At 64.0% G+C, this 24,723-nt stretch carries 27 protein-coding genes; 13 read left to right on the top strand and 14 right to left on the bottom strand.

What is annotated here, in order from left to right; translation table 11 throughout:
• Positions 1-25: 25 nt before the first annotated feature.
• Positions 26-1,993, top strand: a complete 1,968-nt coding sequence (locus Q1A85_RS03950; protein ID WP_299685362.1) for a hypothetical protein — start codon at positions 26-28, stop codon at positions 1,991-1,993.
• 134 nt (positions 1,994-2,127) lie between these two features.
• On the opposite strand, the gene Q1A85_RS03955 is transcribed toward Q1A85_RS03950, so the two are convergent.
• Entirely contained in the window at positions 2,128-3,603 is a 1,476-nt protein-coding gene (locus tag Q1A85_RS03955) for an NAD-dependent succinate-semialdehyde dehydrogenase (protein ID WP_299685365.1), read from the bottom strand.
• Between the two features lie 77 nt (positions 3,604-3,680).
• Here Q1A85_RS03955 and Q1A85_RS03960 point away from each other — a divergent pair, with 77 nt between their 5' ends.
• Positions 3,681-4,475, top strand: a complete 795-nt coding sequence (locus Q1A85_RS03960; RefSeq protein WP_299685368.1) for an alpha/beta hydrolase — start codon at positions 3,681-3,683, stop codon at positions 4,473-4,475.
• Here Q1A85_RS03960 and Q1A85_RS03965 read toward each other — a convergent pair.
• The 3 genes from Q1A85_RS03965 to Q1A85_RS03975 are packed head-to-tail and all read right to left on the bottom strand — an operon-like array spanning position 4,459 to position 5,884.
• Complete coding sequence (locus tag Q1A85_RS03965; RefSeq protein WP_299685371.1) at positions 4,459-4,944, bottom strand: hypothetical protein; 486 nt, start codon at positions 4,942-4,944, stop codon at positions 4,459-4,461. The two genes, Q1A85_RS03960 and Q1A85_RS03965, sit on opposite strands and share 17 nt — an antisense overlap.
• Entirely contained in the window at positions 4,941-5,423 is a 483-nt protein-coding gene (locus Q1A85_RS03970; protein WP_299685374.1) for an RNA pyrophosphohydrolase, read from the bottom strand. Before Q1A85_RS03970 ends, Q1A85_RS03965 begins: the two co-directional genes overlap by 4 nt.
• On the bottom strand, positions 5,420-5,884 hold the full coding sequence (locus tag Q1A85_RS03975; RefSeq protein ID WP_299685377.1) for a GNAT family N-acetyltransferase: 465 nt from the start codon (positions 5,882-5,884) through the stop codon (positions 5,420-5,422). Before Q1A85_RS03975 ends, Q1A85_RS03970 begins: the two co-directional genes overlap by 4 nt.
• An 88-nt stretch (positions 5,885-5,972) precedes the next feature.
• Here Q1A85_RS03975 and Q1A85_RS03980 point away from each other — a divergent pair, with 88 nt between their 5' ends.
• Together Q1A85_RS03980 and Q1A85_RS03985 are read left to right on the top strand one after the other, a co-directional pair.
• Positions 5,973-8,000, top strand: coding sequence for an NADPH-dependent 2,4-dienoyl-CoA reductase (locus Q1A85_RS03980; protein WP_299685380.1), 2,028 nt, complete (start codon positions 5,973-5,975; stop codon positions 7,998-8,000).
• A gap of 35 nt (positions 8,001-8,035) precedes the next feature.
• Positions 8,036-8,971: a CorA family divalent cation transporter gene (locus tag Q1A85_RS03985; RefSeq protein ID WP_299685383.1), complete on the top strand. Its 936-nt coding sequence runs from the start codon at positions 8,036-8,038 to the stop codon at positions 8,969-8,971.
• Between the two features lie 6 nt (positions 8,972-8,977).
• Here the strand turns inward: Q1A85_RS03985 and Q1A85_RS03990 are convergent, their stop codons facing one another.
• The gene (locus Q1A85_RS03990) at positions 8,978-9,418 is read right to left on the bottom strand and encodes a DUF4399 domain-containing protein (protein ID WP_299685386.1); all 441 of its coding nucleotides are present in this window, start codon (positions 9,416-9,418) and stop codon (positions 8,978-8,980) included.
• A gap of 104 nt (positions 9,419-9,522) precedes the next feature.
• On the opposite strand from Q1A85_RS03990, the gene Q1A85_RS03995 reads away from it, so the two are divergent.
• The 4 genes from Q1A85_RS03995 to Q1A85_RS04010 all read left to right on the top strand — a co-directional run bounded on the left by Q1A85_RS03995 (position 9,523) and on the right by Q1A85_RS04010 (position 13,138).
• Positions 9,523-10,002, top strand: coding sequence for an RNA polymerase sigma factor (locus Q1A85_RS03995; RefSeq protein ID WP_299685389.1), 480 nt, complete (start codon positions 9,523-9,525; stop codon positions 10,000-10,002).
• The gene (locus Q1A85_RS04000; RefSeq protein ID WP_299685392.1) at positions 9,999-10,772 is read left to right on the top strand and encodes a hypothetical protein; all 774 of its coding nucleotides are present in this window, start codon (positions 9,999-10,001) and stop codon (positions 10,770-10,772) included. Before Q1A85_RS03995 ends, Q1A85_RS04000 begins: the two co-directional genes overlap by 4 nt.
• 140 nt (positions 10,773-10,912) lie before the next feature.
• Positions 10,913-11,818 (top strand): LysR family transcriptional regulator, encoded by a 906-nt coding sequence (locus Q1A85_RS04005; RefSeq protein WP_299685395.1) that lies wholly within the window; start codon positions 10,913-10,915, stop codon positions 11,816-11,818.
• 270 nt (positions 11,819-12,088) lie between these two features.
• Positions 12,089-13,138 carry a PucR family transcriptional regulator gene (locus Q1A85_RS04010; RefSeq protein WP_299685398.1) on the top strand — a complete coding sequence of 350 codons (1,050 nt, stop codon included), beginning with the start codon at positions 12,089-12,091 and terminating at the stop codon, positions 13,136-13,138.
• Positions 13,139-13,207: 69 nt separating this feature from the next.
• Here the strand turns inward: Q1A85_RS04010 and Q1A85_RS04015 are convergent, their stop codons facing one another.
• From Q1A85_RS04015 to Q1A85_RS04030, 4 genes are read right to left on the bottom strand one after another with little or no spacing between them, the layout of a single operon-like run.
• Entirely contained in the window at positions 13,208-14,137 is a 930-nt protein-coding gene (locus Q1A85_RS04015) for an OmpA family protein (RefSeq protein ID WP_299685400.1), read from the bottom strand.
• Positions 14,138-14,141: 4 nt separating this feature from the next.
• Positions 14,142-14,708, bottom strand: a complete 567-nt coding sequence (locus tag Q1A85_RS04020; RefSeq protein WP_299685403.1) for a peroxidase-related enzyme — start codon at positions 14,706-14,708, stop codon at positions 14,142-14,144.
• Positions 14,705-15,427: a GNAT family N-acetyltransferase gene (locus tag Q1A85_RS04025; RefSeq protein WP_299685406.1), complete on the bottom strand. Its 723-nt coding sequence runs from the start codon at positions 15,425-15,427 to the stop codon at positions 14,705-14,707. The genes Q1A85_RS04020 and Q1A85_RS04025 overlap by 4 nt, the downstream gene beginning before the upstream one ends.
• Positions 15,424-16,146 carry a molybdopterin-binding protein gene (locus tag Q1A85_RS04030; RefSeq protein WP_299685409.1) on the bottom strand — a complete coding sequence of 241 codons (723 nt, stop codon included), beginning with the start codon at positions 16,144-16,146 and terminating at the stop codon, positions 15,424-15,426. Before Q1A85_RS04030 ends, Q1A85_RS04025 begins: the two co-directional genes overlap by 4 nt.
• A gap of 46 nt (positions 16,147-16,192) precedes the next feature.
• Here Q1A85_RS04030 and sfsA point away from each other — a divergent pair, with 46 nt between their 5' ends.
• The 3 genes from sfsA to Q1A85_RS04045 all read left to right on the top strand — a co-directional run bounded on the left by sfsA (position 16,193) and on the right by Q1A85_RS04045 (position 19,243).
• Positions 16,193-16,897, top strand: coding sequence for a DNA/RNA nuclease SfsA (gene sfsA, locus Q1A85_RS04035; protein WP_299685412.1), 705 nt, complete (start codon positions 16,193-16,195; stop codon positions 16,895-16,897).
• Positions 16,898-16,955: 58 nt separating this feature from the next.
• A complete protein-coding gene (gene map, locus Q1A85_RS04040) occupies positions 16,956-17,783 on the top strand; it encodes a type I methionyl aminopeptidase (protein WP_299685415.1) in 828 nt (275 codons plus the stop codon).
• 167 nt (positions 17,784-17,950) lie between these two features.
• Complete coding sequence (locus Q1A85_RS04045; RefSeq protein ID WP_299685418.1) at positions 17,951-19,243, top strand: hypothetical protein; 1,293 nt, start codon at positions 17,951-17,953, stop codon at positions 19,241-19,243.
• On the opposite strand, the gene Q1A85_RS04050 is transcribed toward Q1A85_RS04045, so the two are convergent.
• Together Q1A85_RS04050 and Q1A85_RS04055 are read right to left on the bottom strand one after the other, a co-directional pair.
• The gene (locus tag Q1A85_RS04050) at positions 19,240-19,644 is read right to left on the bottom strand and encodes an MAPEG family protein (protein ID WP_299685420.1); all 405 of its coding nucleotides are present in this window, start codon (positions 19,642-19,644) and stop codon (positions 19,240-19,242) included. The two genes, Q1A85_RS04045 and Q1A85_RS04050, sit on opposite strands and share 4 nt — an antisense overlap.
• A gap of 55 nt (positions 19,645-19,699) precedes the next feature.
• Positions 19,700-20,680, bottom strand: coding sequence for a haloalkane dehalogenase (locus tag Q1A85_RS04055; RefSeq protein ID WP_299685423.1), 981 nt, complete (start codon positions 20,678-20,680; stop codon positions 19,700-19,702).
• Positions 20,681-20,951: 271 nt separating this feature from the next.
• Here Q1A85_RS04055 and Q1A85_RS04060 point away from each other — a divergent pair, with 271 nt between their 5' ends.
• A complete protein-coding gene (locus Q1A85_RS04060; RefSeq protein ID WP_299685426.1) occupies positions 20,952-21,188 on the top strand; it encodes a hypothetical protein in 237 nt (78 codons plus the stop codon).
• 110 nt (positions 21,189-21,298) lie between these two features.
• Here the strand turns inward: Q1A85_RS04060 and Q1A85_RS04065 are convergent, their stop codons facing one another.
• From Q1A85_RS04065 to Q1A85_RS04075, 3 genes are all read right to left on the bottom strand, one after another.
• Positions 21,299-22,165, bottom strand: coding sequence for a LysR family transcriptional regulator (locus tag Q1A85_RS04065; protein ID WP_299685429.1), 867 nt, complete (start codon positions 22,163-22,165; stop codon positions 21,299-21,301).
• 204 nt (positions 22,166-22,369) lie between these two features.
• Positions 22,370-22,945: a 16S rRNA (guanine(966)-N(2))-methyltransferase RsmD gene (gene rsmD / locus Q1A85_RS04070; RefSeq protein WP_299685433.1), complete on the bottom strand. Its 576-nt coding sequence runs from the start codon at positions 22,943-22,945 to the stop codon at positions 22,370-22,372.
• Entirely contained in the window at positions 22,942-24,144 is a 1,203-nt protein-coding gene (locus Q1A85_RS04075) for an FAD/NAD(P)-binding oxidoreductase (protein ID WP_299685436.1), read from the bottom strand. Before Q1A85_RS04075 ends, rsmD begins: the two co-directional genes overlap by 4 nt.
• Positions 24,145-24,230: 86 nt before the next feature.
• On the opposite strand from Q1A85_RS04075, the gene Q1A85_RS04080 reads away from it, so the two are divergent.
• Positions 24,231-24,719 (top strand): peroxiredoxin, encoded by a 489-nt coding sequence (locus Q1A85_RS04080; protein WP_299685439.1) that lies wholly within the window; start codon positions 24,231-24,233, stop codon positions 24,717-24,719.
• Positions 24,720-24,723: the final 4 nt, after the last annotated feature.

Genomic DNA, 24,723 nt, shown 5'->3' on the forward strand with positions numbered 1-24,723 from the left:
GCATGGTCGGACCCAAGGCAGACCCATGTCAGACCCCTATGGCGCATTCAAACAGACGCTCGTGTCCGCCCTCAACGCATCGGCACGCAACGCGCTCGACCCGCCCGTGGCGGGTGGCCTGCTGGGCGCGCCTGTCGCCGCAGATCACAGCGGCATTGACGACTTCCTGCCCGTGGACGCCTCTGGCGTGGGGGATTTTCCGTGGCAGTGGAACGACTTTGAAAACTTCAACGCCGAGACGTGGAATTACCTCAACACCATCGCCGCCAAGTCGGATCAGGGCTTTGTGTCTTTCACCGCCGGGCTGACCACGTGGTATTACAACGTCATCAGCGCCACCGCCTATCTGTGGACAGAGGACGACCACAAAACCGTGGACGCCCATCTGGCCAAGGCCCGCGCGGTGCAACAGGACATCGTGTCGGCCTATGTGGTCATGGCGCAACCCATCTTGCCGCAGGACCGCACCGCTGCGGCTGCCGCGCTGGGCGTGACCAGCCTCAGCGCGCTCAGCTACGTGGTCGATTACCGCATCGCCTATCAGTGGAGCGGGCGCGAGGCCGCAGGCCTGCCGCCGCTCACCTCGTCGCAAATCCGCGACGCGGACCTGTCGGCGCTGTTTGAACACGCGCCCGCCGGGGCGCGCGACAGGCTGCTGCCGCTGCTGCATAACGCCCTGACATACGAGGCCGCATGGGCTGCCGCTATCGACGTGTTGTGGAACCGGTCGCGCGCCATCCGTGATGCGGCCAACAACGCCCACGACCCCAGCGCCGCGAACAAAAGCGGGCGCATGATCTTTTGGCCCGATGGCCGGGCCGAGACCAAGCATGAATTTCATGTCGCGCCCTCGACAAACGACATCCGCGCGCATCTGTCCTCAGCTGATACGTTGCAGGTGTCGTTTTCTGCGGCGCAGGCTGCGGGGGATCAGGCCACTGTGGCCGTGCCGGGCGGGGCGGTGTCGCATGTGCCTGCCGATGTTCTGTCGCTCAAGCCCAAATCCGGTGCGCCGCGCGGGCTGTTTGCCCATGACGGCACCGGCGACAGGGCGGACATCCACATCATCTACCACGGCCCTGCCGAAATCTCGGTGTCTGCGGCGCAGTTCGATCCCGCGACGGCAACCGGCTGGTATTTTGAACACCCGATCACGCAGGCGGCGACCAATCTGGTGCAGAACGTGCCCTCCGGCTACCAGTTTCAGGTGCCGATTGCCGTCGATGATGACAGCTGGGCTGAATTCGGGCTGCTCAGCACGCTGCTGGTCTGTCGCAAGGTCGAGATCAAGGTGGTCTACCCCAAGGGCGATCTGACCCGGCTGGCTGCCAGCGTGCCGCAATCCCCCGGCGGCTCTGTCGCGCTGATGGGCAAGACGCATCTCAAAAGCACGTCGGATCAGCCCGTGACCGCGCGGATCGAAGCGGATCAGGCGACAGGTGCGCCCGCCATGGTCCTGTCGGCAGGCCCGCCCGGTGTCACCGGCACCCCCGGCCCGCGGGTCCATGTGATCGGGGCCAAGCTGTCGCATCCCTTCCCGGATATCGAGCCGCTGACCGCCCCCGCGTCCGCGCCGCAGATTGCGTTGATGTCCAAACGCGCGCCGCATTCATATCTGTTGTCACAATTGGCGGGTGACGGTGGCGGCGCGGGTAGTGGCGGCGCGGGTGGCGGCGCAGGTGCGCCGCTCCTGAACATCGCGGATGTCATGGACCTGCTCGATCCCGGTGCTGATCTCGTCGCGGCCTATGAGCGGGTCTTTGGCAATATTGACGCGGCCCGGTTGCAGGCCACGGGCACCACGACCAAGCTCGACTTTGTGCTGACCCACGTCTTTGGCCACGAATGGAGCGGTCGTGCAGCGGACCAGCCGCCCTTGTCGGTGGACGCGATGCGCGCTGCGCCGAACCTGCGGGCCGCCTTCCCGGATATGCCGCTCGAAGGGGCCGAAATCCTGACCGAACTGCACCAGTATCTGAGCGAAAAGACCTGACCTCGCGCGCCCCTGCCGGGCAGGCGGGGCAGGGCCGTGGCGGTGGTCAAACCTTAATGAATGGTAAAACCGCCGCTGTAAGCCATTGATTTCTCGTCCCAGCATCGGTGTCCCATGCTGGGACACAAGCGTGGTCAGACGCTCATGCAGATATATTTCATCTCAAGGAATTCCTCGATCCCGTGATGCGATCCCTCACGGCCCAGCCCCGATTGCTTGACCCCGCCAAAGGGCGCAACCTCGGTCGAAATGATGCCCGTATTGACCCCCACAATCCCGTATTCAAGCGCCTCGGCCACCTTGTAGACCCGGCTCAGATCGCCCGCATAGAAATAGGCGGCAAGGCCAAAAATCGTGTCATTCGCCATCTCGATCACCTGATCGACGTCATCGAATTTGAAAAGCGGGGCAAGCGGGCCAAACGTCTCCTCGTGGGCGACTTTCATGTCCTGCGTGACCCCGGTCACGATGGTGGGCTGCAAAAACCCGCCGCCCAGTTCGTGGGCCGCCCCGCCGGTCAAAACCGCGCCCCCATGTTCCACCACATCCTCAAGGTGGTTCTGTACTTTCTCGACCGCCTGTTCCGAGATCAGCGGCCCGGTGGTCACGCCGTCCTCGAACCCGTCCCCGACCTTGAGATTTTCCACCGCCACCTTCAGCTTGGCCGCGAAAGCGTCATAGACGCCTGCCTGCACATAGATCCGGTTGGCGCAGACACAGGTCTGGCCCGCATTGCGAAACTTGCACATCATCGCGCCATCGACGGCCGCGTCCAGATCGGCGTCATCAAACACGATAAAGGGCGCATTGCCGCCCAGCTCCATCGAACATTTCATGACCTGATCGGCGGCCTGCTTCAGCAGGATACGACCCACTTGGGTGGAGCCGGTAAAGGTCAGTTTGGACACCGCCGGATTCTCGCAGAACTCCTTGCCCGTCTCCGACGCGTTCGAGGTGGTCACCACCTGAAAGATGCCCGCGGGCAGCTCCGCCCGTTCGGCCAGCACCCCCAACGCAATCGCCGACAGGGGCGTCAGTTCGGCAGGCCGCGCGACAAAGGCGCACCCGGCAGCCAAGGCAGGCGCCGCCTTGCGGGTTATCATCGCATTGGGAAAGTTCCATGGCGTGATCGAAGCCGCAACGCCGATCGGCTGCTTGATCACCAAGATGCGCTTGTCCCGCTGGTGGCCGGGGATCGTCTCGCCATAGACGCGTTTGGCCTCTTCGGCGAAAAATTCGATGAACGACGCGCCATAGCCGATCTCGCCCTTGGCCTCGGCCAGCGGTTTGCCCTGTTCGGCGGTCAGGATGGTGCCCAGATCGTCCACGTTCTCCATCATCAGGTCGAACCAGCGCCGCAGCACGGCGGCACGCTCCTTGCCGGTCCAGCTGGCCCACTCCTTTTGTGCGGCCTTGGCCCCTGCGATGGCTTCGGCCACCTGCGCGCGGCTCAGGTCGGCCACCTGCGCGATCACGTCGCCGCGCGCCGGGTTCGTGACGTCAAAAGTGCCGTCATCCCCATCCACCCAGCCGCCGTTCACAAACGCGCGGGTTTCAAGCAGCGACGGATCGGAGAGCATGGATTTCAGGTCGGTGATCTGGTCGAGCATGGCATGTCCTTTCGGGTCTGGCGCATCTGAACCAAGCGCGGTTACGCTTGTCCAGCACCAAACGACCGGAGGCGATCATGCCAGATCTCGACGACGCCTATGCCAACGGCGCCTACATTGACGGGGCCGAAGGCTTTCCGCCGCGCTGGCAGGCGCAGGCCGCAGCCTATCGCGCAGCACGAGGGGACCGGGCGCGGCTGGCGGTCAGCTATGGCCCATCCGAGCGGATGGCCTACGATCTGTTCCAGCCCGAAGGCCCCTCGCACGGCACGCTGATCTTTGTGCATGGCGGCTATTGGCTCAAGTTTCACCGGCATGACTGGTCCCACCTTGCCGCCGGTGCCAATGCGCGCGGCTGGTCGGTTGCGATGCCGTCCTATGATCTTGTGCCCCGTGTCAGCATCGCGGGGATTACCCAACAGATTGCCCAAGCGGTGACGCATATCGCGGCCAATACCTCTGGCCCGATCAGCCTCGCGGGGCATTCCGCTGGCGGTCATCTGGTGTCGCGGATGCTGGCACCCGGTATGCTGCATCGTGACGTTATGGCGTGCCTGACCTGCGTGGTGCCGATTTCACCGGTCAGCGATCTCGAACCGCTGATCCGCACCTCGATGAATGCTGATTTTGCGCTCGACACGGCCATGGCCCGCGCCGAAAGCCCGGTGCATCAGCCCACGCCCGACGTGCCGGTGACCGTGCGCGTGGGGGCCGACGAACGGCCCGTGTTTCTGGATCAGGCGCAGTGGTTGGCGCAGGCGTGGGGTGCTGCGCATGATGTCGTGGAGGGCCTGCACCATTTTGACATCATCGATGCCTTGCAGGACGACACCAGCGCCCTGATCCACAGCCTGACTAGCGTAACGCGCTAGGCGCGCAGGCGCGGCCCTTCAGGCATTGGCGGACCTTTTTGATGGTCGCCCTGTCGGGCGCGCTGAACACGTAGCCGCCACAGGGGCCACTGCCGAGCGTGTAGGCGTCACCGTCCTTGCGCAGAAAGGCCAGAACCTTGCCCGGCGTGGCCCCGCCGCACCAATGCGCGGCGCACTCGACCCTTAGCGTCAGATCGGTGGCAAAGGGCGCGTCTGCCCCGCGCCGCACCATCGCCAGCCCGTCGAATGTGGCGGGGATGGTGGTGTCTTTGGGCAGGTCATCAGGGTTTTTGAGACGCGCCAGAGGCAGCGCGTTTTCGTCAAAATCCAACGTGCCGATCACCGGAATATAGGACGCATCGGATCTGTCCGCCTGCAGGTACGCATCCGTTACGCCCCATGGCAGGCAGGACAACGCTTGGCCCAGCGACGGCATTACACACAGGCAAAGCGCCAGCATACGCATCACAAATGCCCCTCGAACTCGGCCAGCACCTGCATATAGACGTCGCGCTTGAACGGCACGATGGCGTCGGGCAGGTCGGCGGGCGGCATCCAGCGCCACGACGAAAACTCCGGGTCGTCAGTGTCGATGTTGATCTGATCGTCCGAGCCGAGAAACCGCAGCAGGAAATATTTTTGCTCCTGCCCGCGAAACCGCCCCTTCCACAGTTTGGGGATCAGGTCATGGGGCAGTTCGTAGGGCAACCAGCCATCCGTTTCGGCAACAACCTCCACGAGGTCAGCAGTGATCCCGGTTTCTTCTTCCAGCTCGCGCAGGGCGGCGGCGCGGGCGTCCTCGCCCTTGTCGATGCCGCCTTGGGGCATTTGCCACGCATCTTTGTAGCGGTCCTTGCGCTGGCCGACCCAAACATGGCCATCCGCGTTCAGGACCATGACGCCCACATTGCGGCGGTAGGGCAGTTTGGCGATGTCATCGGGTGTCATATCAGCGTCTTTTCCATCTCGGCCCGCGACAGGATTTCTCCCCGCCGCTCAATGTCTTGGTGCCGGATAACATGAAAGCCCGCCTGCGCAAATGCGGGCTGCGCCATGAGGCTGGCATGGGTCCAGAGACGGCGGGCACCCTGATCGCGCGCCGATCCTTCCAAGGTGGTCATCAACGCGCCAAAGATGCCGCGCCGCTGCGCGCCGCCACGGACATAGGCGAAATCCACATAGCCGCCATCGCCCAACGTCACAAAGCCCAGCAGCGCGCCCGCCTCCTCCGCGACCCAAATCTGCTGATCCCCGAGCCGTGCGGCCCATGTCGGCCCGGATGGGGCGCGCGGCACCCATGCGGCCCGCTGCGCCGCGGTGTAAAGGCTGGGCCCGTTATGAACCGCATCCCACATGACCGCACCCAGCGCATCGGCCTCGCCCGTCTGCGCTTGCCTGACGTGTACCATTGCGAAATCTCCCTCTGACGCCGCGTTGCACGTGACATCGCGCGCTCTATACCTGACACCAAGAGCAAAGACCCGTCGGGAGGACATTATGACAGCCTATCCAAACATGCTTGCGCCGCTGGACCTTGGGTTCACCACGCTCAAGAACCGCGTCCTGATGGGCTCCATGCACACCGGTCTCGAAGAGACCAAGGACTGGAACCGGGTGGCGGAGTTCTACGCCGAACGGGCGCGGGGCGAGGTGGCGCTGATGGTCACTGGCGGGATCGGGCCGAACCTCGAAGGGTCCGTGCTGCCCGGAGCCGCGATGATGACCACGGACGAGGACGTGGCGAACCATTCCATCGTCACCCAGCGCGTGCACGCGGCCGGTGGCAAGATCGCCATGCAAATCCTCCATGCGGGCCGCTATGCCTACGGGCCGATGTGCGTGGCCCCGTCGCCGGTGAAATCCCCCATTTCGCCCTTCCCGCCCAAGGAACTGGACGAAGAGGGCATCGAAAAACAGATCAGCGACATCGTCGCCACCGCGGTGCGGGCCCGCGCAGCGGGCTATGACGGGGTCGAAATCATGGGCTCCGAAGGGTACTTTATCAACCAGTTCCTCGTGACCCACACCAACAAGCGGACCGACCGCTGGGGCGGCAGCTACGAAAACCGGATGCGCCTGCCCATCGAGATCGTGCGCCGCACCCGCGAGGCCGTGGGCGAAGACTTCATCATCATCTACCGGCTGTCGATGATCGACCTTGTGCCTAACGGATCGACCCATGACGAGGTGGTGCAACTGGCGCAGGAGATCGAAAAAGCCGGTGCCACCATCATCAACACCGGCATCGGCTGGCACGAGGCGCGCATTCCGACCATTGCCACATCTGTGCCGCGCGCCGCCTTTGCCTGGGTCACGAAAAAGCTGATGGGCAAGGTCAACATCCCCGTCATCACCTCCAACCGCATCAACACGCCCGACGTGGCCGAAGAGGTGCTGAGCACCGGCTGCGCCGACATGGTGTCGATGGCGCGGCCCATGCTGGCGGACGCGGATTTTGTGAAAAAGGCGATGGACGGGCAGGCGGGTCACATCGCGCCCTGCATCGCCTGCAATCAGGCGTGCCTTGACCACACCTTCTCGGGCAAGATCAGTTCGTGCCTCGTCAACCCGCGCGCCTGTTACGAGACGGAACTGACCATAACCCCTGCCGAGACGGTGAAAACCGTGGCCGTCGTGGGGGCCGGACCCGCGGGCCTGTCCACGGCCATCACGGCGGCACAGCGGGGTCACGCCGTGACCCTGATCGACCGCGCGTCCGAGATTGGCGGCCAGCTAAACCTGGCCAAACAGGTGCCCGGCAAGGAAGAATTCTGGGGCCTTGTCGACTGGTTCCGCACCATGGTCGCCGACGCGCGCGTCACCTTGCGCCTCGAAACCGAGGCGACGCCCGAGATGCTCAAGGACTTTGACGAGGTGATCATTGCCACCGGTGTGCTGCCGCGCGATCCCGAAATTCCGGGACAGGACGCGGACAACGTGCATTCCTATATCGACGTGCTGACCAAGGCGGCGACGCCCGGCAAACGCGTGGCTGTGATCGGCGCGGGCGGCATTGGCTTTGACGTGTCCGAATACCTCGTGCACGAAGGCGAAAGCCCGACCGAAAACCTGCCCGAATGGATGACCGAATGGGGCGTGACCGACCCCGCCGACCATCGGGGCGGCCTCGCACCGCAAGGCCCGCAACCCGAAGCGCCCGCACGCAATGTCACGCTGCTGCAACGCAAGGCCGAGAAACACGGCAAGCGGCTGGGCAAGACCACCGGCTGGATTCACCGCGCAGCGCTCAAGATGAAAGACGTCGAATTTGTCGGTGGCGTGAACTACGAACGCATCGACAAAGACGGGCTGCATGTCAGCTTTGGCGAGGCGCGCGAAAACCCGACGACGATCCCTGCGGACGATATCGTGCTTTGCGCAGGGCAGTTGCCCAACCGCAGCCTTGCCGACGCGCTTGAGGCGGCGGGCAAGACCTGCCACGTGATCGGCGGTGCGGATGTCGCGGCGGAACTGGACGCGAAACGCGCCATTGATCAGGGCACGCGGCTGGCCGCGACACTGTAGTTGCGGATACGGGGTGCCGCGGATAGCGTCCGACCATGCCAATCTGTGCCTTTGATATCGACGACACCGGACAGGCCGCCCCGGCGGGCACAGGCCCTGTAACGTCCGGCTACCGCTGGCTGCATTTCGATCTGGCGGACCCGGACCTGCCTGCCTTTCTGTCCGACCATGTGGCCGACATCCCTGCGGCAGGCCTTCTGGCACCCGAAACGCGGCCGCGTTGCGACCCTTACGCGGATGGGCTGATCCTGAACCTGCGGGGCGTCAATATGAACAACGATGGCCCGGTGGACCAGATGGTCGCCGTGCGCATCTGGGTGACCAAAACGCTGTTGATCACGGTACAGGCCCGCCACGTCGTCGCCGTGGACGAATTGCGGCACGAGGCCGAGGCCGGCGCCGCACCAGCCAATGCGCTGACAATGGTGGGTCAGTTGGCGCGCCGTCTGATGCGACGCGTGCGCGATACGGTCTTTGACCTCAGCGACCGGGTCGACGTGATGGAGGATACGGTTGTCGATGATGACGCCCCGTTGCCGCACGAACTGGCCGAAGAGCGCCGAATGGCCATCCGTCTGCGCCGTTATCTTGGGCCGCAGCGCGACGCGCTGGACGCGCTGGTGCTGACCGACAGCGCGCTGATGACCGACCGCCTGCGCGCGCAAATGCGCGAACAGGCCAACCTCGCCAAACTCGCGGTCGAAGAACTGGACGCGCTGGTCGCCCGCATGACCGCCGTGCAGGATCACCACACCGCGCAGGCCGCGCTCAAGCAGGGCCACAATGGCTATGTCCTGTCCATCGTGGCGGCGGTGTTCCTGCCGCTGGGATTCATCACCGGATTGTTCGGCGTGAATGTCGCGGGGATGCCCGGGGTCGGAACCCCGTGGGCCTTTGCCGCGCTCTGTGCTGCGATGGTGGTGATTTCAGTCGCCGCATTGTGGTTGATGCGGCGGCTCAAATGGATCTGACCGGCGTCACTCGACCGTGATCGTGATCACGTCGCTGGTGATCGGGGTGGCGTGCGGCACGTGGTTCAGGTCCCCCATCACCAGCTGCATCGTGTGCTGGCCGGGATCAAGGTCCAGCGTCACCTGCGTCTGACCACCGCCAAAGTGGATGTGGTTTTCATCGGCGGGCAGGCCGTATTCAAGCTCTTCCGCGCCGTCGGGACCATCGCCCAGCGGCGGGCGGTTCAGCAACAGGTGGTGGTGGCCGGTATTCTCGCGCTCGGTGCCCGCAGGGGCCACGCCCATGTTCTCAAGTCCAAAGACCACCGTCACCGGAGAGCTGACTGTCGCGCCATCCTCAAGGTTCACAAAATAGACGCGGGCGCCGTCCGGCGCGGGTGTGCCTTGTGCAAAAACGGCGGAAGCCAGCCCAAGAGCCGCGCACAGGCCGATCACGAATTTTTTCATTTCCCATTTCCTCCGAAACATGGTGGTTTGCCCCAAGGTAACACGTCGAGGGCAGTTTTATTCGCACAACTGCAAAAGATTCCGTCAGCGAGGTTCGGGACGGCATGAGCGCGGTCTTTCCGCGCCTGTGGCGCTATTCCGTGGCGCTCACCGGACGACGTGACTGGGCCGACGATCTGGCCCAGACAACCTGCCTGCGCGCGCTGGACAAGGCCGACCAGTTCGAGGCGGGCACACATCTGGACCGCTGGATGTTCCGCATGGCCCAACGCATCTGGCTGAACGAACTGCGATCGCGCAAGGTGCGCACCGGTGGCGGCCTCGTTCCGGTCGAAGAAATCGACCTTCCGGATAAATCTCCTGCCGCAGATACGAATATTCTCGCCCGTGACGTGTTGAACAGAGTGAACGCCTTACCCGAGGCACAACGTCACTCCGTCTTCCTCGTCTACGTGGAAGGCTATAGCTACAAGGAAGCGGCCGAGATTATGGACATCCCCATCGGCACCGTCATGAGCCGCCTGGCCGCCGCCCGCAAACGGCTGGGCGAGGACATGGCGGATGCCAAAGGTCAAACATCATGACCCAGACACACACATTCACGGACGAAGAGCTGACCGCCTTTCTCGACGGTGAGGCGGACGACGCGCTGGCCACTGCCATAGGTGAGGCGCTGGAAACCGACACGGCTCTGGGTGAACGGCTGGCGTCGCTCGACATTCCGATGGCCGAACTGGCCGAGGCGTATAACGCGCTGCTTGATGATGCGCCGCCCATGCCCGCATTGCCCGCCGCACCCTCCGCCGCAGATGCCGCACCGCGGTTCGGCTGGGGCTGGGGCATCGGCACCTTCGGCACGGGGATCGCCGCCGGACTGGCCATGGCGCTGTTCACCGGCTTTGGCCAGCCGCAGCCTGCGCCGCCTCCGGGCTGGGCGGCCTTTGTTGCCTCCTACCAATCGCTCTATACGCCGGAAACGCTGGCGTCTGTGACCACGACCGACGCCGAGCGCGCCGCACAATTGCAAACCGTATCCGCTGCGCTGGGCCTCGACCTCACGTCGCTGCCCGATGCAGAAGGTCTGACCTTCAAACGGGCGCAGGTGCTGGGCTTTAACGGCAAGCCGCTGGTGCAACTGGCCTACCAACGTGCCGACGGCACGCCGGTGGCGCTGTGCATCATCCCGGCAGGCCCCGACGGCAAACCGGTGAGCATGGGCGCGGCACAGGGCATGGAACTGGCGCGCTGGAACACGCCCGGCTACGGCTTTCTGCTGATCGGAGGCCAGGACCAGGCGCCGCTACAGACCGAAGCCGACACGTTCCAAAGCTGGAGCGTCGGCGACACCATCTGATTGCAGGATCACAGGCCCCGGTCGTTTCCGTGCCTTCAACGATCCCTACAATCATCCCGATATTATCCCATCCCTGCCCCGATCCTGCCCAGATTGGTCGGCATACCTGCACCTCGAGTAGATTAACGAAAGGGCCGGCAATGGACCGCCTCACAGAAATGGAAGCCTTCGCCACCGTGGTTGACCAAGGTGGTTTCACCGACGCGGCCAAAAAGATGGGGATTTCCAAATCCGCCGTCTCCAAACACGTCTCGTCGCTGGAGGCTCGTCTGGGTGCGCGCCTGCTGAACCGGACCACACGCCGGGTCAGCCCGACCGAGATTGGACTTGCCTATTATGACCGCGCCCGCCGCGTGCTGAATGACGCAGGCGAGGCTGACGCGCTGGTCACCTCAATGCAATCCGCGCCTTCGGGGCTGCTGCGCATCTCCGTGGCCACGGATTTCGGCGTCAATCACCTGTCACCGGCGCTGTCGGAATTCCTTGAGGATTTCCCCGACATCACCGTCAATATGGTGCTGAACAACCGCTACGTCGAACTCATCTCCGAAGGGTTCGACATGGCCGTGCGCATCGGCGAACTCGAAGACAGCACGCTGCGCGCCCGCAAGCTGACCGAGACGACGAAACGCATGATCGCCAGCCCCGAATATTTCCAGAAATTCGGACGGCCCGAAAAGATCGACGATCTGAACGAACACAAACTGCTGCACTATTCCAACCAATCGTCGGGCAATGTGTGGAAACTCACCGCACCGTCGGGCGAAAAACGTCAGGTGCGCACCGCTGGCTGGCTCAGCGTTAATGACGGGCAGTCACTGCTGAACGCGGCCATTTCGGGCCTCGGCATCGCCTATCTGCCCAGCTTCCTCTATGCCGACGCGATGGAAAAGGGCTTGGTGCAGGACGCCATCCCCGATCTGCCGATGGAAACCCAAGGCATCTACGCCGTTTACCCACCGGGCCGGTTCACCCAGCCCAAGGTGCGTGCCTTCATCGACTTCCTCGTGCACGCTTTCGCGGACAAGGGTCCGTCAGACTGGTAACGACCTTCCAACCAACCTCCCCTCGGTTGACCTGCCCCGGTGTGCCTCTGCGCATCGGGGCATTTTTTGCTGTCCTCCACCGCCGGTCCGCACCGGCAAACAGGGGATGATGCAGGATAATGCTTGGCTTGACGCGCCGCCGCCCTAATTGGCCTATCAGGCGCAATGGCCTGTCGCGACACAGCCATCGGCTTTTCCGGGCGCCGGACGACAAGATCAACGCAAGGTTTCACCCTCATCCTGTGTAGCCGAGCGCTGAGAGGAGAGACTATGACCAAGGTGATCACCCGCTATTTCGACAACGCCGAGGCGGCCCGCAAGGCACGCAAAGAACTCTTGTATATCAAGCGTTTGAACCGGCGGATCGTTCATTTGTTCGAAGCGGAAACCGGCAGTGCCGACGCTCTGGAGGCGGCTGGCGTCGCATCCGCAACGGCCAAGGCCTATGCAGATCGTCTGGCCAAGGGCGGCGCGGTGCTGCTGGTGCGCGCGGGCCACAAGCCGCTCAGCGTGGCGCAGACGTCACGCGATGTTATGGCGGATATGGGTGCGGCGGACCTTGGCGATCTGGTCGAAGAGGTCGAATACAAGGACAAGGTCGAACGCGGCCTGAACGTGCTGCGTGACCATCCGCTGATGCTGTCGCGCCCACGCGATCCCGAAGCAACGAATTTCTACATGGCCGATTGGCCGATCCCGCTCATCAATCGGAAAAAGCCGTTTACGATGGCGGTGTTCCCGCCGCACGCGCGGATGGCCAATTGGCCCATCCCGCTCATCAATCGGCGCAAACCCTACACCAAATCCATCTTTTCGCGCCATGCCCGCATGGCCAATTTCCCGATCCCGCTGATCAGCAAGCGCACGCCCAAGGACAAGTTTGCCTTTCCACGGCACGCACGGATGGCGGATTTCCCGATCCCGCTGATCAGTCGCCGCAAGCCCTATACCGGCACCATGATCGGGCGTCACACGCGCATGGCCAACTGGCCGTTCCCGCATCTGATCAACGGCAAAACGGGCACCAACGCCCTGATGCCCGGCGGGCCACGGATGGCGAATTTCCCAATCCCGCTGCTGAGTGATCGTGAACCCTATACGGGTTCGGCCTTTTCGCGCCATGCCCGGATGGCCAATTTCCCGATCCCGCTGATCAGCAAGCGTACGCCCAAGGACAAGTTTGCCTTTCCACGGCACGCACGTATGGCCGATTTCATCCTGCCGCTGGTGATCAAGGGTGGGGACAGAAAACGTTCGGGCAAATCGGGCGGGTTTTCCTTTTCGGAGATGTTGGGCATTCCGACCCTGTCCCGGCGCTGAACAGTATGACAGCTGATCCGGCCCCGTTTGGTTTGCCACCACCGGGGCCGCATTGCCGTCGTGGCGGCGTCATGTGCCGTCGCGCACCACAATCACCTCGACCCGCCGGTTTTGTTCCCGTCCTTCTTCCGTGAGGTTTGATGCGCGTGGGGCAAGGTATCCCATGCCCGCCGCTTCCACCCGCGCAGGGTCCACGCCATAGGTCTGGGTCAGCCGGGTGCGCACCGCCGCCGCGCGGGCCCGCGAGACGCTGATATTGGCATCCAGTCCGCCCACGGTATCCGTGTGACCGACCACCGCAATTTGCAGGTTGGGACGCTCTTCCATCAGCGCGGCAAGGTCCGTCATCTCGGGCGACGGGATGTCTGACAGGGTGGTTGTGCCCACGGCAAATTCGATGCTTGTCATCACCGCAGACCCGGTGCGCAGCAACCGTTCGACAAAATCGGTGGGTGGTGGCGCGGGCGTGTCGACCACCCTGTCCCCGGTCAGCGGTACAGGCCGCGCCTCTGCCGTCTCACCCGCCGCGATGATCTGGAGGTAGCCCGCGCTCTGCGCGGCACTGGCCAGCAGCATGACCGCCGCAGCCCCGTCCGCGCTGCGCGCGGTGACAAAGTGATAGGCCCGGATGTTCACATACATGTTGGGCGCGGGCAGCACCTCTATGGCAAAGCGGAAATCGAACCCGCCACAGCTGTCCTGATCACAATCGAGGATCACCTCGTAGCCCGCCGCCTGTACCTGTTCGCGCAAAGGTGCCAGCAATTGCAGCGGCGTCAGCGCCTGACTGGGCACGCGGTAGGTGCTGCGCTGCACGGGTCCTTCGAACGTGGCCGTCTCCAGCCCCTGATCGCCAAACGGGGCCACCGGCACCGCCACTTGCGCCAGCGCGCTGTCGCGGGACGCGGTCTGGCGCGCACCGGGCGGCAGTTCCAGCTCCAGCGCAAGGCCCTGCGTGGCCGCCAGCAGCGTCAGCGCGCGGATCGCGGTGCGCAGCACCGCCTTACCTGGCCTGCCCGTGATACGCGGCGTTGGGTTGCATCGCGGTGGCCGATGCAACCCGGTTCGACATGTTGAAAAACGCAGCCACATTGGCCAGATCCCAGATATCCCGGTCGCTCAATCCGTGGTCGCGCAGGGCCTGCCGGTCGGTCTCTTCGATCGTGGCCGAGGCCAGCGTGATCTTTTCGGCAAAGCCCAGCATCGCCCGCACCCGCGCGTCCACATCCGCCACGCGCCAATTGGTGACCAGCGCCTCGCCCAGCAACGGATCGCCCGACAGCTGCCGCACGGCAGCGCCATGCGCCACAAGGCAATAATGGCACCGGTTCGTGGCCGACACGACCACCGCCACCATCTCGCGCTCCAGCTTGCTCAGCCCGCTGGGGGCCAGCATCAGATCGTTGTAAAGCGCCGTAAAGGCGTTCAGCTTGTCGATGTCGAACGCATGTGCGCGCAGCACATTTGGCACAAATCCCAGCTTTTCGTCGCAAATGTCGAAATAGCGCTGCGTGGCCTCGGGCAGCGGGTCCACCATCGGCAGATCAAGGGCTGTGGGCAGATCGGTCATGTGTCCTCCGGGTGAATGCGATAATGATAGCCGGTCAAGGCCGAAAAACCCAACCGCTGATAGAGCGCGTTGGCCGGGCCATTTGCCGCTGTGCACAAAACCGCCAACCGGTCCGCCCCCTGTTCCGCCGCCCAAAAGGCCGCGCGCCGCATGATCCACTGCGCCACGCCCTTGCGCCGCTGATGCGGCAGCACCTCGACCGCGTGCGCCATCGCGATACCGCCGTGCAACGCGACAAACCCCGCGCCAGCGGGCTTGTCCGCGTGGCGGGCAAGAATACCCGTTTTCACCGCCGCACGGTGCATCACATCCAGCCGTGCAGGCCCGATGCCGCCGGTCTCCCAAATCTCGGCCATAATGGCGAGCGGTTCCCATATCGCAAAGGCGGTCACCCGCGGGATCGGCACATCCGTCAGCAATTCCACCGGCGCAACATACAGGTTCACCGGATCAATCACCTCATAGCCGCGATCGGCCAGTTGCCGGTCCAGCGCAGCCTCGTCCGGGCGCAGCATGAACAGCCGGGGCTGATCCAGCGCCAGCATGGCGGCTTCGGCGGTTGCAATGTCATCGGCGGTGACGGGCGCCTCTGCCGTTGCCGCCGACACCCGCTTGCCCCCGCCTGCACCGTCGCGAATGGTCCACGGGCCTTCGCGCATGGTGCGTGCGGGCGGCCACGTCGCCTCGATCGCATCCAAAAGCGGCGCCGGATCGGTCATTCGGCAAAGGTCACGGACAGCGCGGCAATGGCCGCGTCCACCTGTGCCGCATCCACGCCCCGGATCACCACATTGGACCCATAGCGCCCGTCCTTTTGAAACGGATAGGACCCGATGCTGAGGGCGGGATGGGCCTCGGCCAGCTCACCCAGAGGTCCGGCAATATCACCCTCTCCCCGCTCGATCCGCAAGGTCCGCGACACCAGCGGCTGGCCCCCCGTCAGCGTCGGCAACACGCTGGCCACCATCGCCTGAAACACCGACGGCACACCGGCCATCACATGCACATTCCCCAAGCTGAAACCCGGTGCCGCCGACACCGGATTGTCGATCAGGCCCGCACCGTCGGGAATGCGCGCCATGCGCAGGCGTGCCGCGTTCAATTCGGTGCCCGCCCGTTCGTAATGCGCCGCCAGAATGGCGCGCGCATCTTCGCGCACGTCAATCGTCGCGCCAAAGGCGTCGGCAATGCAATCCGCCGTGATATCGTCATGGGTCGGGCCAATCCCGCCCGAGGTAAACACCGTGTCATACAGCTCCGACAGCACCTGCACCGCCAGAATAATGGCCGCACGATCGTCGCTGACCACGCGCACTTCTTTCAGGTCAATGCCCGCCTCGGTCAGTTTGCCTGCGAGGTAATGCATGTTGGCATCCCGCGTGCGGCCTGACAGGATCTCATCTCCGATGACCAGCATCGCAGCGGTGGGGTTGGACATGCTGGCCTCCTTGAGCATATGCCCCACGAGGTATAGGCCCGCCCCCATGCGCTTTCAAACCGAACTTGTCCCCGCCACACTCATCCGTCGCTACAAACGCTTTCTCGCGGACTGCACGCTGCCGGACGGGCGCGCGGTGACGGCCCATTGCGCCAATCCGGGCTCCATGATGGGGCTGGCGGAACCCGGTATGCGCATCTGGCTTGAGCCGAATGACGACCCCAGGAAAAAGCTGAAATACGGCTGGCGTCTGGTCGACCATGGGGACGGGCACTTTACCGGCGTCGACACCTCTGTGCCCAACCGCGCCCTGCGCGCCGCGTTCGAGGCGCGGACCGTGCCGGGCTTTGACGGATACAGCACCGTCAGGCCGGAACAGAAATACGGCCAGAACAGTCGCATCGACTTTCTGTTGCAGGGCGACAGTGTGCCGGACGCCTATGTCGAGGTCAAATCCGTCACCCTGTCCCGGCAAAACGGCCTTGCCGAATTTCCCGACAGTGTCACCGCCCGCGGGGCCAAACATCTTGGCGAACTGGCGGGTATGGCGGCGGCGGGCCACCGCGCTGTTATGCTCTATCTGGTGCAGCGCACGGACTGCACCCGCTTTGCGCTGGCGGCGGATATCGACCCGGCCTACGCCACCGCCTATGCGGCGGCAACAGAGGCGGGGGTGGACACGATCTGCCTAGGGACCCATATCACGCCCCAAGGGGTCACCGTATCCGGGCCTCTGGATGTGGTGATTTGACAACTGGTGGCGTCACGCGCCGCAGTGCACTATATGCCCGAAAGACACGCGCAAAACGATGGAGCGCCCCGTGAAGCACGAAAGCCGCGGCCGCCTGACCAAGGACGGCATCCGCATTTACGAAGCCTCGGACTTTGCCGGTATGCACGCGGCAGGGGCGCTGGCGGCTGGCATTCTGGACGCGATGAGCGATCACGTCTTTCCCGGCCAGACCACGGGCCGCATTGACGAGATCATCACCCAGATGGTCGAGGATGCAGGCGCGAAATCCGCCACGATTGGTTACAAGGGCTATCAGCACGCCAGCTGCATCAGCGTGAACCACGTGGTGTGTCACGGCATTCCGGGTGACAAGCTGCTCAAGGATGGGGACATCCTGAATATCGACGTGACCGTGATCGTGGATGGCTGGTTTGGCGACACGTCGCGGATGTACGTGGCGGGCAAACTGCCCCGCAAGGCCGAACGCCTGATCGAAGTCACCCATGACGCGCTCATGCGCGGCATCGAGACGGTGAAACCGGGCAACACATTTGGCGACATCGGCTATGCAATCCAGAGCTTTGTGGAAAGTCACCGCATGTCCGTGGTGCGCGATTTTTGCGGTCACGGGCTGGGGCAGGTGTTCCACGCGCCGCCCAATGTGCTGCATTACGGTCGTCCCGGCACCGGTGCCGTGCTGGAACCCGGCATGTTCTTCACCATTGAACCGATGGTGAACCTTGGCCGCCCCGAGACCAAGACGCTGGCCGATGACTGGACCGCCGTCACCCGTGACAAATCCCTGTCGGCGCAGTTCGAACACTCCGTCGGGGTAACCGAGGACGGCGTCGACATCTTTACCCTGTCGCCCGCAGGCACGTTCCACCCGACCTACAGCCGCTAGGACCGGACCGCCGCGCCGGGCGGACCCGCCCGGCAAGTGTCCGCTGCTTTGCGCCGCACCCCCTCAACACGGTTGATCTTGAGCGTCATCCTTCGCACGGTTTGATGTGCAATTTTCGCACGCGCGTCTGCGCCGTTTTGATCAAACCGTATTTGAGGATGTATTTCATGCCATCAGACCGTCCCCTGTCCGACATGTCCCCCGTTACCTTCAGGATGCACGTCAAACGCCTGCGGGCCCGCTATGGCGGACCGCCCGACGTCATCAGGCAGGCGGATTTCGATGACCTCGACGATCTTGTCGATTTCTTCAAACACCACGACGCGGCAGAAGATGTGCAGATCACCGCCGCCGATATGTCGGCCCAGCTCAACGCCATCGCCCGCAGCACGCCTGCGCCAAAGCGCATGACCAACGCCATGGCCGCCCGGCTTGCCCTGCAAAAGGCCGAAGACCGTCGCAAACCCAAACGCACCTCGCCCAAACCCAAACCCAAATCCAAGCCCAAGGCCAAAGCCACGTCCAAACCCACATCCAAACCGGCCTCAGGCGGTCCCCGGCGCACCACGCCCGCGCCCAAATTCTCCGACCTCGTGCAACCCGGCCTGTATCTCGGCGCGGACCCGTTCCAACAGATCAACAGCCGCCCCGTCGGCACCGAGATCGACCCAAACACGCCGAAATTCCGCCGCCAGCGCGTGGGCGTCGGCAAATGCACCGGCAACAAGCTCAAGGCGGTCAAGCGCGCCTATCTCAACGCCTATTGCCTCGTCGAAGGGGCCCGGCGCGAGGTGCAGGCCATCGCCCGCAACCCGGATGCGCGCATCCTCTGGCACGCCTCCACCCGCTATCCCGAAGCGTCGCTGGCGCACTGGTTCGGCGCCGATTACAGCCCCGCCCAGATGAACCGGATGCTGACCAAAATCGAAGCGATCCTGTCCGAATGGTCGCTTGCCTTCTGCGCGGGGTTCCGGGGCCTTCTGCCCGTATTCATCCGCTGCAAATCCGTGGGCGGGGTGGGCGACGGCACCGTTGCGCGCCATCTGGTCAAGAACACGATCGAACTGATGCCGATCTACTTCAACCGCTCGCGCAACCAGCAAACCGTGACCCTGCTGCACGAGATGGGCCACCGCTCCACCGCGCTGCTGAAACCGCGCGACGAACGCCACGACCTGTGTTCCGGCGGCTGGAACCGCAAGGAAAACATGTGCTACCGCGACCGCGACGACGTGGACAAAAACAACAAGGTCTTTCTGATCGGCAATCCACGCCTGCTGGCCGAAGCGGCGGAAACCGGGAACACAGGCGCCCGCAAGACCGCGCTCAACAATATCGACAATTACGTCTGCTACATGTGGAACCGCCAGCGCGACCACGGCCTGAACCAGATGTACCTGCTCTCGCCGGGTGCCAAGGCACCGCCGCGCCCCGCAGGTGCCAGCAAACCCGCGTCCTAGGCCGCCGCACCCAGCGTGGCGATCAATTGGATCGCAACATACAGCGTCCCAAGCGAGCCACAGGTAAAGCCCAGAATGCGGATGAACGGGACGCCGGTGTAATACAGCAGCACAAAAGCCGCCCGACCCAGCACGATCACCGCGCAGGCCACCAGCACGCCGGGGGCCTCAAGCCCCGCCAAGGCCGCCCCGGCCAGAACCGGCACGATATAGGCCGCCGATTCAACTTGGTTCTGATAGGCGCGCTGAATCCGCAACCCCAGCGCAGTCTTTTCGATGATGGGCCGGTTCGATGAAAACCCGTAGCCAAACCCTTGGGTGACATAGCCATAGACAATTTCGATGGTCAGCGCGGTCATGGTCACCAACGCAAAAATCACAAGTGCGAACGTGGGGGTCATAGGTCGTCTTTCTTGGTCAGGGTCAGGGTCAGTGTCAGGTGAGTGATGGCGGCGTCTAGCCCGGCAGCCGGTCGATCCAGTCGCGCAGCGCGCGGCCAATGGCGTCGGGATGATCTTCCTGCACGAAATGCACACCGGGTCCCAAAAACACGTCTTCGAGGTTCGCGGCGTTCGCCTTGACATATTCCACCACCGGCGGTGGCATCAGCGCGCCGGGGGCCACGTGCAGCATCAGCTTGGGCATGTCCGTGGCATAAAGCCACGCACCATTGGCCGTAATGACGTCCGCCGTGTCCGCAGGCTCCCCCGCGATGGGGATCTGGCGGGGCCAGACCAGCGTCGGCTTGCGGCTGGCGGGCGTGGGAAAGGGCGCGCGGTAATGTTCCATCACCGCATCGGACAGCGGCGTGACAACCGCCAGCTTGCCCAGCACTTCTTCGACGAAAAAGTTGCCCTGCAACACGGCCTGTTCGCCCGCAGGGGACCGCAGCATCGCAAACAACTGCGCACTGGGTTCGCCCATGGCCTCAAGGCTGGGGGCAGGCAGGCCGGGCGGAATGCCCGCCTCCATGAACGCGACGGCCCTGACGTTGTTCTCGTTCAGCCGCGCATAGCGCATCCCCAAAACGGACCCCCAGTCATGGATGACCAGCGTGATATCCCGCAGCCCCAGCGCGTCGATAAAACCGTCCAGATAGGCGGCGTGATCCGCGAATGTATAGTCGATGTCCGGTTTGTCACTGTCGCCCATGCCGATCAGATCAACGGCAATGGCGCGGTGCGTGTCGGTGACATAGGGGATGATATTGCGCCACAGATAGGACGATGTGGGGTTGCCGTGCAGGAACAGCACAACAGGCCCGGTACCCTCGTCCACATAGGTCATGCTGGACCCGTTCACCGCGACGCTCTTTTTCTCGAAGGGCATATCGGCAGAGGGGGTGCCGCCCGCGGCCAGCGCAGGCAGGGCTGCGGTCAGGGCCAATGCTGCGGCTGATCCTTGCAAAAGGGTGCGGCGGGTTGTGCGCTCTGTCATGGTCTGCTCCTTGTCTGATGCAAAGGCCGCTCTGGCGGCCATGTCGGCAACAGGCGTACCACTGCAATTTCGCAACATCACGACGCATGTTTGCAACATTTTGGTGCGATTTTGCGAAGGCCCGGCGTCGCCACGGGCCAGACACCGCAGGTCCGGCCTCTGCAAAACTCTGTCTCGACCAAGCGGCATACTGGCTGCGCCGCTGGGCTCACGCCTCAATGGTTTTCATCCAGCAGGGGGGTTCACGCTGCCCAAAAAACACGCGGCACCCATGACCAGCCTCCGCCATAGGGCCGGACACATGGCGCGTGCGCGGCCCGTCTTTCCCAAGTTCCACGGCCAAGCGCATATCTATGGCGGGCACATGTTCGACCGGATTATCGCCATCAATCGCAATGACTTACGACCGTGCGGCGCGGCCAAGGGATGCGGCCCGCACAGGGCGTGCTGCCATCGTCCGAAACGGCAAAGCGACACAGCCATCGCCCGGCATTTGGCCTTGCGGTAAAAACAGGGGGCGGGGCCGCCTGATCGGTCGAACCTTGGACCATCTTCGTGAGGTCCGCGCCGGTCGACGATCACAACAGGCCATTGTGGGCAACCTGTTATCGCATCTCGCTACAGCCGCCCGCGCAGACGATCCTTGTTGCGGCGCAACACGTCCTCGGCAAACCGCATGAACGCCTGCACCCGTGCCGTGCGCCGCAAATCGTTGTGGGTCAGCAACCAGATATCCCGGCTTTTGACCGGCGCGCGGGTCCCGGCCCGCTGCAAACCGGGATCAGCATCCCCAAAAAGGCAGGGCAGGATCGACAGGCCAAGGCCACGCCGCGCAGCGGCCTGCTGGCTGGGGATTGTGGGAAAGACGCCCCAGACCGGGTTGCCCGGATATTCCGACGCCGACACCCATTCCGGCGCGCCCTGCGTCGCGTGCCCCCAGCCAAGCCAGCGGTAGGTGGCAGGGTCCCGCGCCAGATAATCCGGCGTGGCATAGGCGGCCTCGGTATAGGCAAACAGCCGTTTGCCGACCAGCGTATCGGGCGGATTGTTGTCCAGCCGTACCGCGAAATCCGCTTCGCGCCGGGCCACATCCCGGATCGTGAGCGAGGTGTCAAAACGCAGTTCGATGGACGGGTGCGCCGCCACGAAGCGGTCCAGTTCCGGAAGGAACAGCGCGTTCAGCAGCGGCTCGGGCATCGTTACCGTCAGCGGCCCGGCCAGTTCGTCGTCCAGCCCGGCAATGTGCCGCTCCACGTCGATCAGCGCCTCGCCAAAGGTTTCGGCCACGCCAAACAGACGTTCACCGGCAGAGGTCAGCATCAGGCCATCAGGTGTGCGATTGAACAGGTTGGTGCCAAGGCTGGCCTCCAGCGCCTCGACGCGCCGCCCGACCGTTGTGTGATGCACCCCCAGCGCGTAACCCGCCGCCCGGACGGTCTTGTGCCGCACAACCGCGCGCAGGGTTTTGATGTCTTCCCAGTCCAAGGGGTCTCCGCGTTTTTGTGCCAAGCTGCGGGGTCAGGCTACGGGAGAATGCGCAGTGGCACCAGCGTGGCGGTGGCGCAGGCGATGGGGGGCGTTTTTTGCGTGGTGGGGTGTGGTGGCTGGTGGTGGCGCCTCGTGGTGCGGATGGGGCAGAAGATTAACGATTGGTAAAACCGTCTCTGTAAGCCATTGATTTTTGGTGGGTCAGGGCGTGTCCCATGCTGGGACACCTGACGCGCCCAGCCGTTCCAACAGGGTGACATGGACCCCGCCAAAGCGCCGCTGATCCAGCGGGCCAAAGCCGTCCGGCGGGGTTTGAAACCCCTCCTCCTCCCAGACCACCACAGCCCCGGGCACCATCCAAGGCCGGGCCGAAATCAGCGCCCGCTCCCCCATACCCTGCCCATAGGGCGGGTCGAGGAACACAAGGTCAAACGGCGCGCTCGGGCAGGGACCCAGACGGGTCGCATCCCCCCGGATCAGCGTGGCCTCCTCAGCCTGTAGCTTGGTCAGATTTTCGGAAATCAGCCGCTGCCCCACGCGCCCCTTCTCGACCAGAACAGCAGAAGCCGCGCCGCGCGACAGCGCCTCCAGCCCCAAAGCGCCCGTGCCGGCAAACAGGTCCAGAACCCGCGCGCCCTCGACAACGCCGCGATGATCCAGCATCGAAAACAGGCTCTCCCGGACACGGTCCGGCGTGGGCCGCAAATGCGCGCCCGCATCCCCCTTGCCCACGGCGGCAAGCCGCATCCCACGCCAGCGGCCCGCGATGATCCTCACCTGAGCAGCGCCTTGAGGTCGCCCGTCGGGTCCGCGACCACCGCCGGATCAGCAGTCTTGCCCGCCTCAATCAGCCGCTTGCCGATCATATAGCCCCGCGGATCATTGGCCGCATCCACCGCCAGAAGGCGATCACCGGCATAGTACCAAAACGATTTTGCCGCCCCGCCATCCCGCACGATCACTCGGTCATAGTCGGTGTTCAGCCCCGCGATTTGCAGCTTCACGTCATATTGGTCCGACCAGAACCAAGGCCGCGCGACATAATCCTGCGCGGCCCCGGTGATGTTGGCGGCCACGCATTCGGCCTGGTCTATCGCGTGGGGGACGCTTTCCAATCGGATGCGCGTGCCGCCATACGGGAAAGACGCGCAATCCCCCGCCGCCCACACGCTGGACACCGAGGTGCGGCCCCGCGCGTCCACAGCGATACCATTGTCGAGGGCAAGGCCCGCAGACTCTGCGAGGGTCGTGGCGGGCGCGATACCGACGCCTGCGATCACGAAATCCACCGCGATCTCTGTCCCGTCGCTCAGGTCCGCCCCGGTCACCCGCGTCTCGCCAGTCAGACGGCGCAGGCCCACGCCTTCGCGGATATCGACGCCGTGGGATGCGTGCAGCGCGCGGAAGTAGTCGCTGGTTTCAGGTGCTGCCACACGTTGCAGGATGCGGTCTGCCATTTCGACCAGCACCACCTCCAGACCTTTCTTGGCGGCGACCGCCGCCGCCTCCAGTCCGATATAGCCACCGCCCACGATCAGCACGCGCCGTCCGGGCCGGAATTCCGGCTCCATCGCGTCTGCGTCGCCAAGGTCACGCATGACGTAGACGCCGTCCAGATCACCACCAATCGACGCGGGCAAGCGCCGCGGGACTGATCCGGTGGTCAGCACCAGATCATCGTACCCAAGCACCTCATCGCCGATGGACACGGTCCGCGCCGTGGTGTCGATCCCGGTCGCCCATGTGTTCAGACGCAAGTCGATGTTCTGGTCGGCATAGTAGCTCTCGGGGCGCAGAAACAGACGCTCCAGCGTCATGTCGCCCAGCAGATAGGCCTTGGACAGTGGCGGGCGTTGATAGGGGGGCACCGCTTCGGCCCCGATCAGCGTGATGCCGCCATCAAACCCGAGGCCGCGCAGCTTGGCCACACAGGACGCGCCCGCCTGTCCGGCCCCAATCACCACCACATGTCCCATGAATTGCACCTTTCGCTCGCCTCGCGCCACGGCGCAGCCTATATCGCAGGGGAACGCAGACGCAATTCCAAGAAAGGCGCAAATCCATGGCAATTTCCCAAGGCGATACCCTCCCCGAGGCAACACTGGTCGAGATGGGGGCAGAAGGCCCTGCGCCGGTTGCGCTGAGCGACAAGACCAAGGGCCGCAAGGTCGTCATCTTTGCCGTGCCCGGCGCGTACACGCCCACGTGCCATTCGGCGCATGTGCCCAGCTTTGTGCGCACCAAGGATCAGTTTGACGCCAAAGGCGTGGACGAGATTATCTGCGTCTCGGTCAACGACCCCTTTGTGATGAAAGCGTGGGGCGAGGCGACCGGGGCTGCCGCCGCTGGCATTACCATGCTGGGCGATGCCGACAGCAGCTTTACCAAGGCGATCGGCATGGATTTCGACGCGCCGCCCGCTGGGTTGATGGGCCGGTCCAAGCGCTATGCGATGCTCGTGGATGACGGCACGGTGACGGTGTTCCAAGCCGAGGAAAATCCCGGCGTGTGCGAAGTGTCGGGTGGCGAGGCGCTGCTGGCGTCGATGTGATGTC

This window comes from uncultured Tateyamaria sp., assembly GCF_947503385.1.
Classification (GTDB): Bacteria; Pseudomonadota; Alphaproteobacteria; order Rhodobacterales; family Rhodobacteraceae; genus Tateyamaria.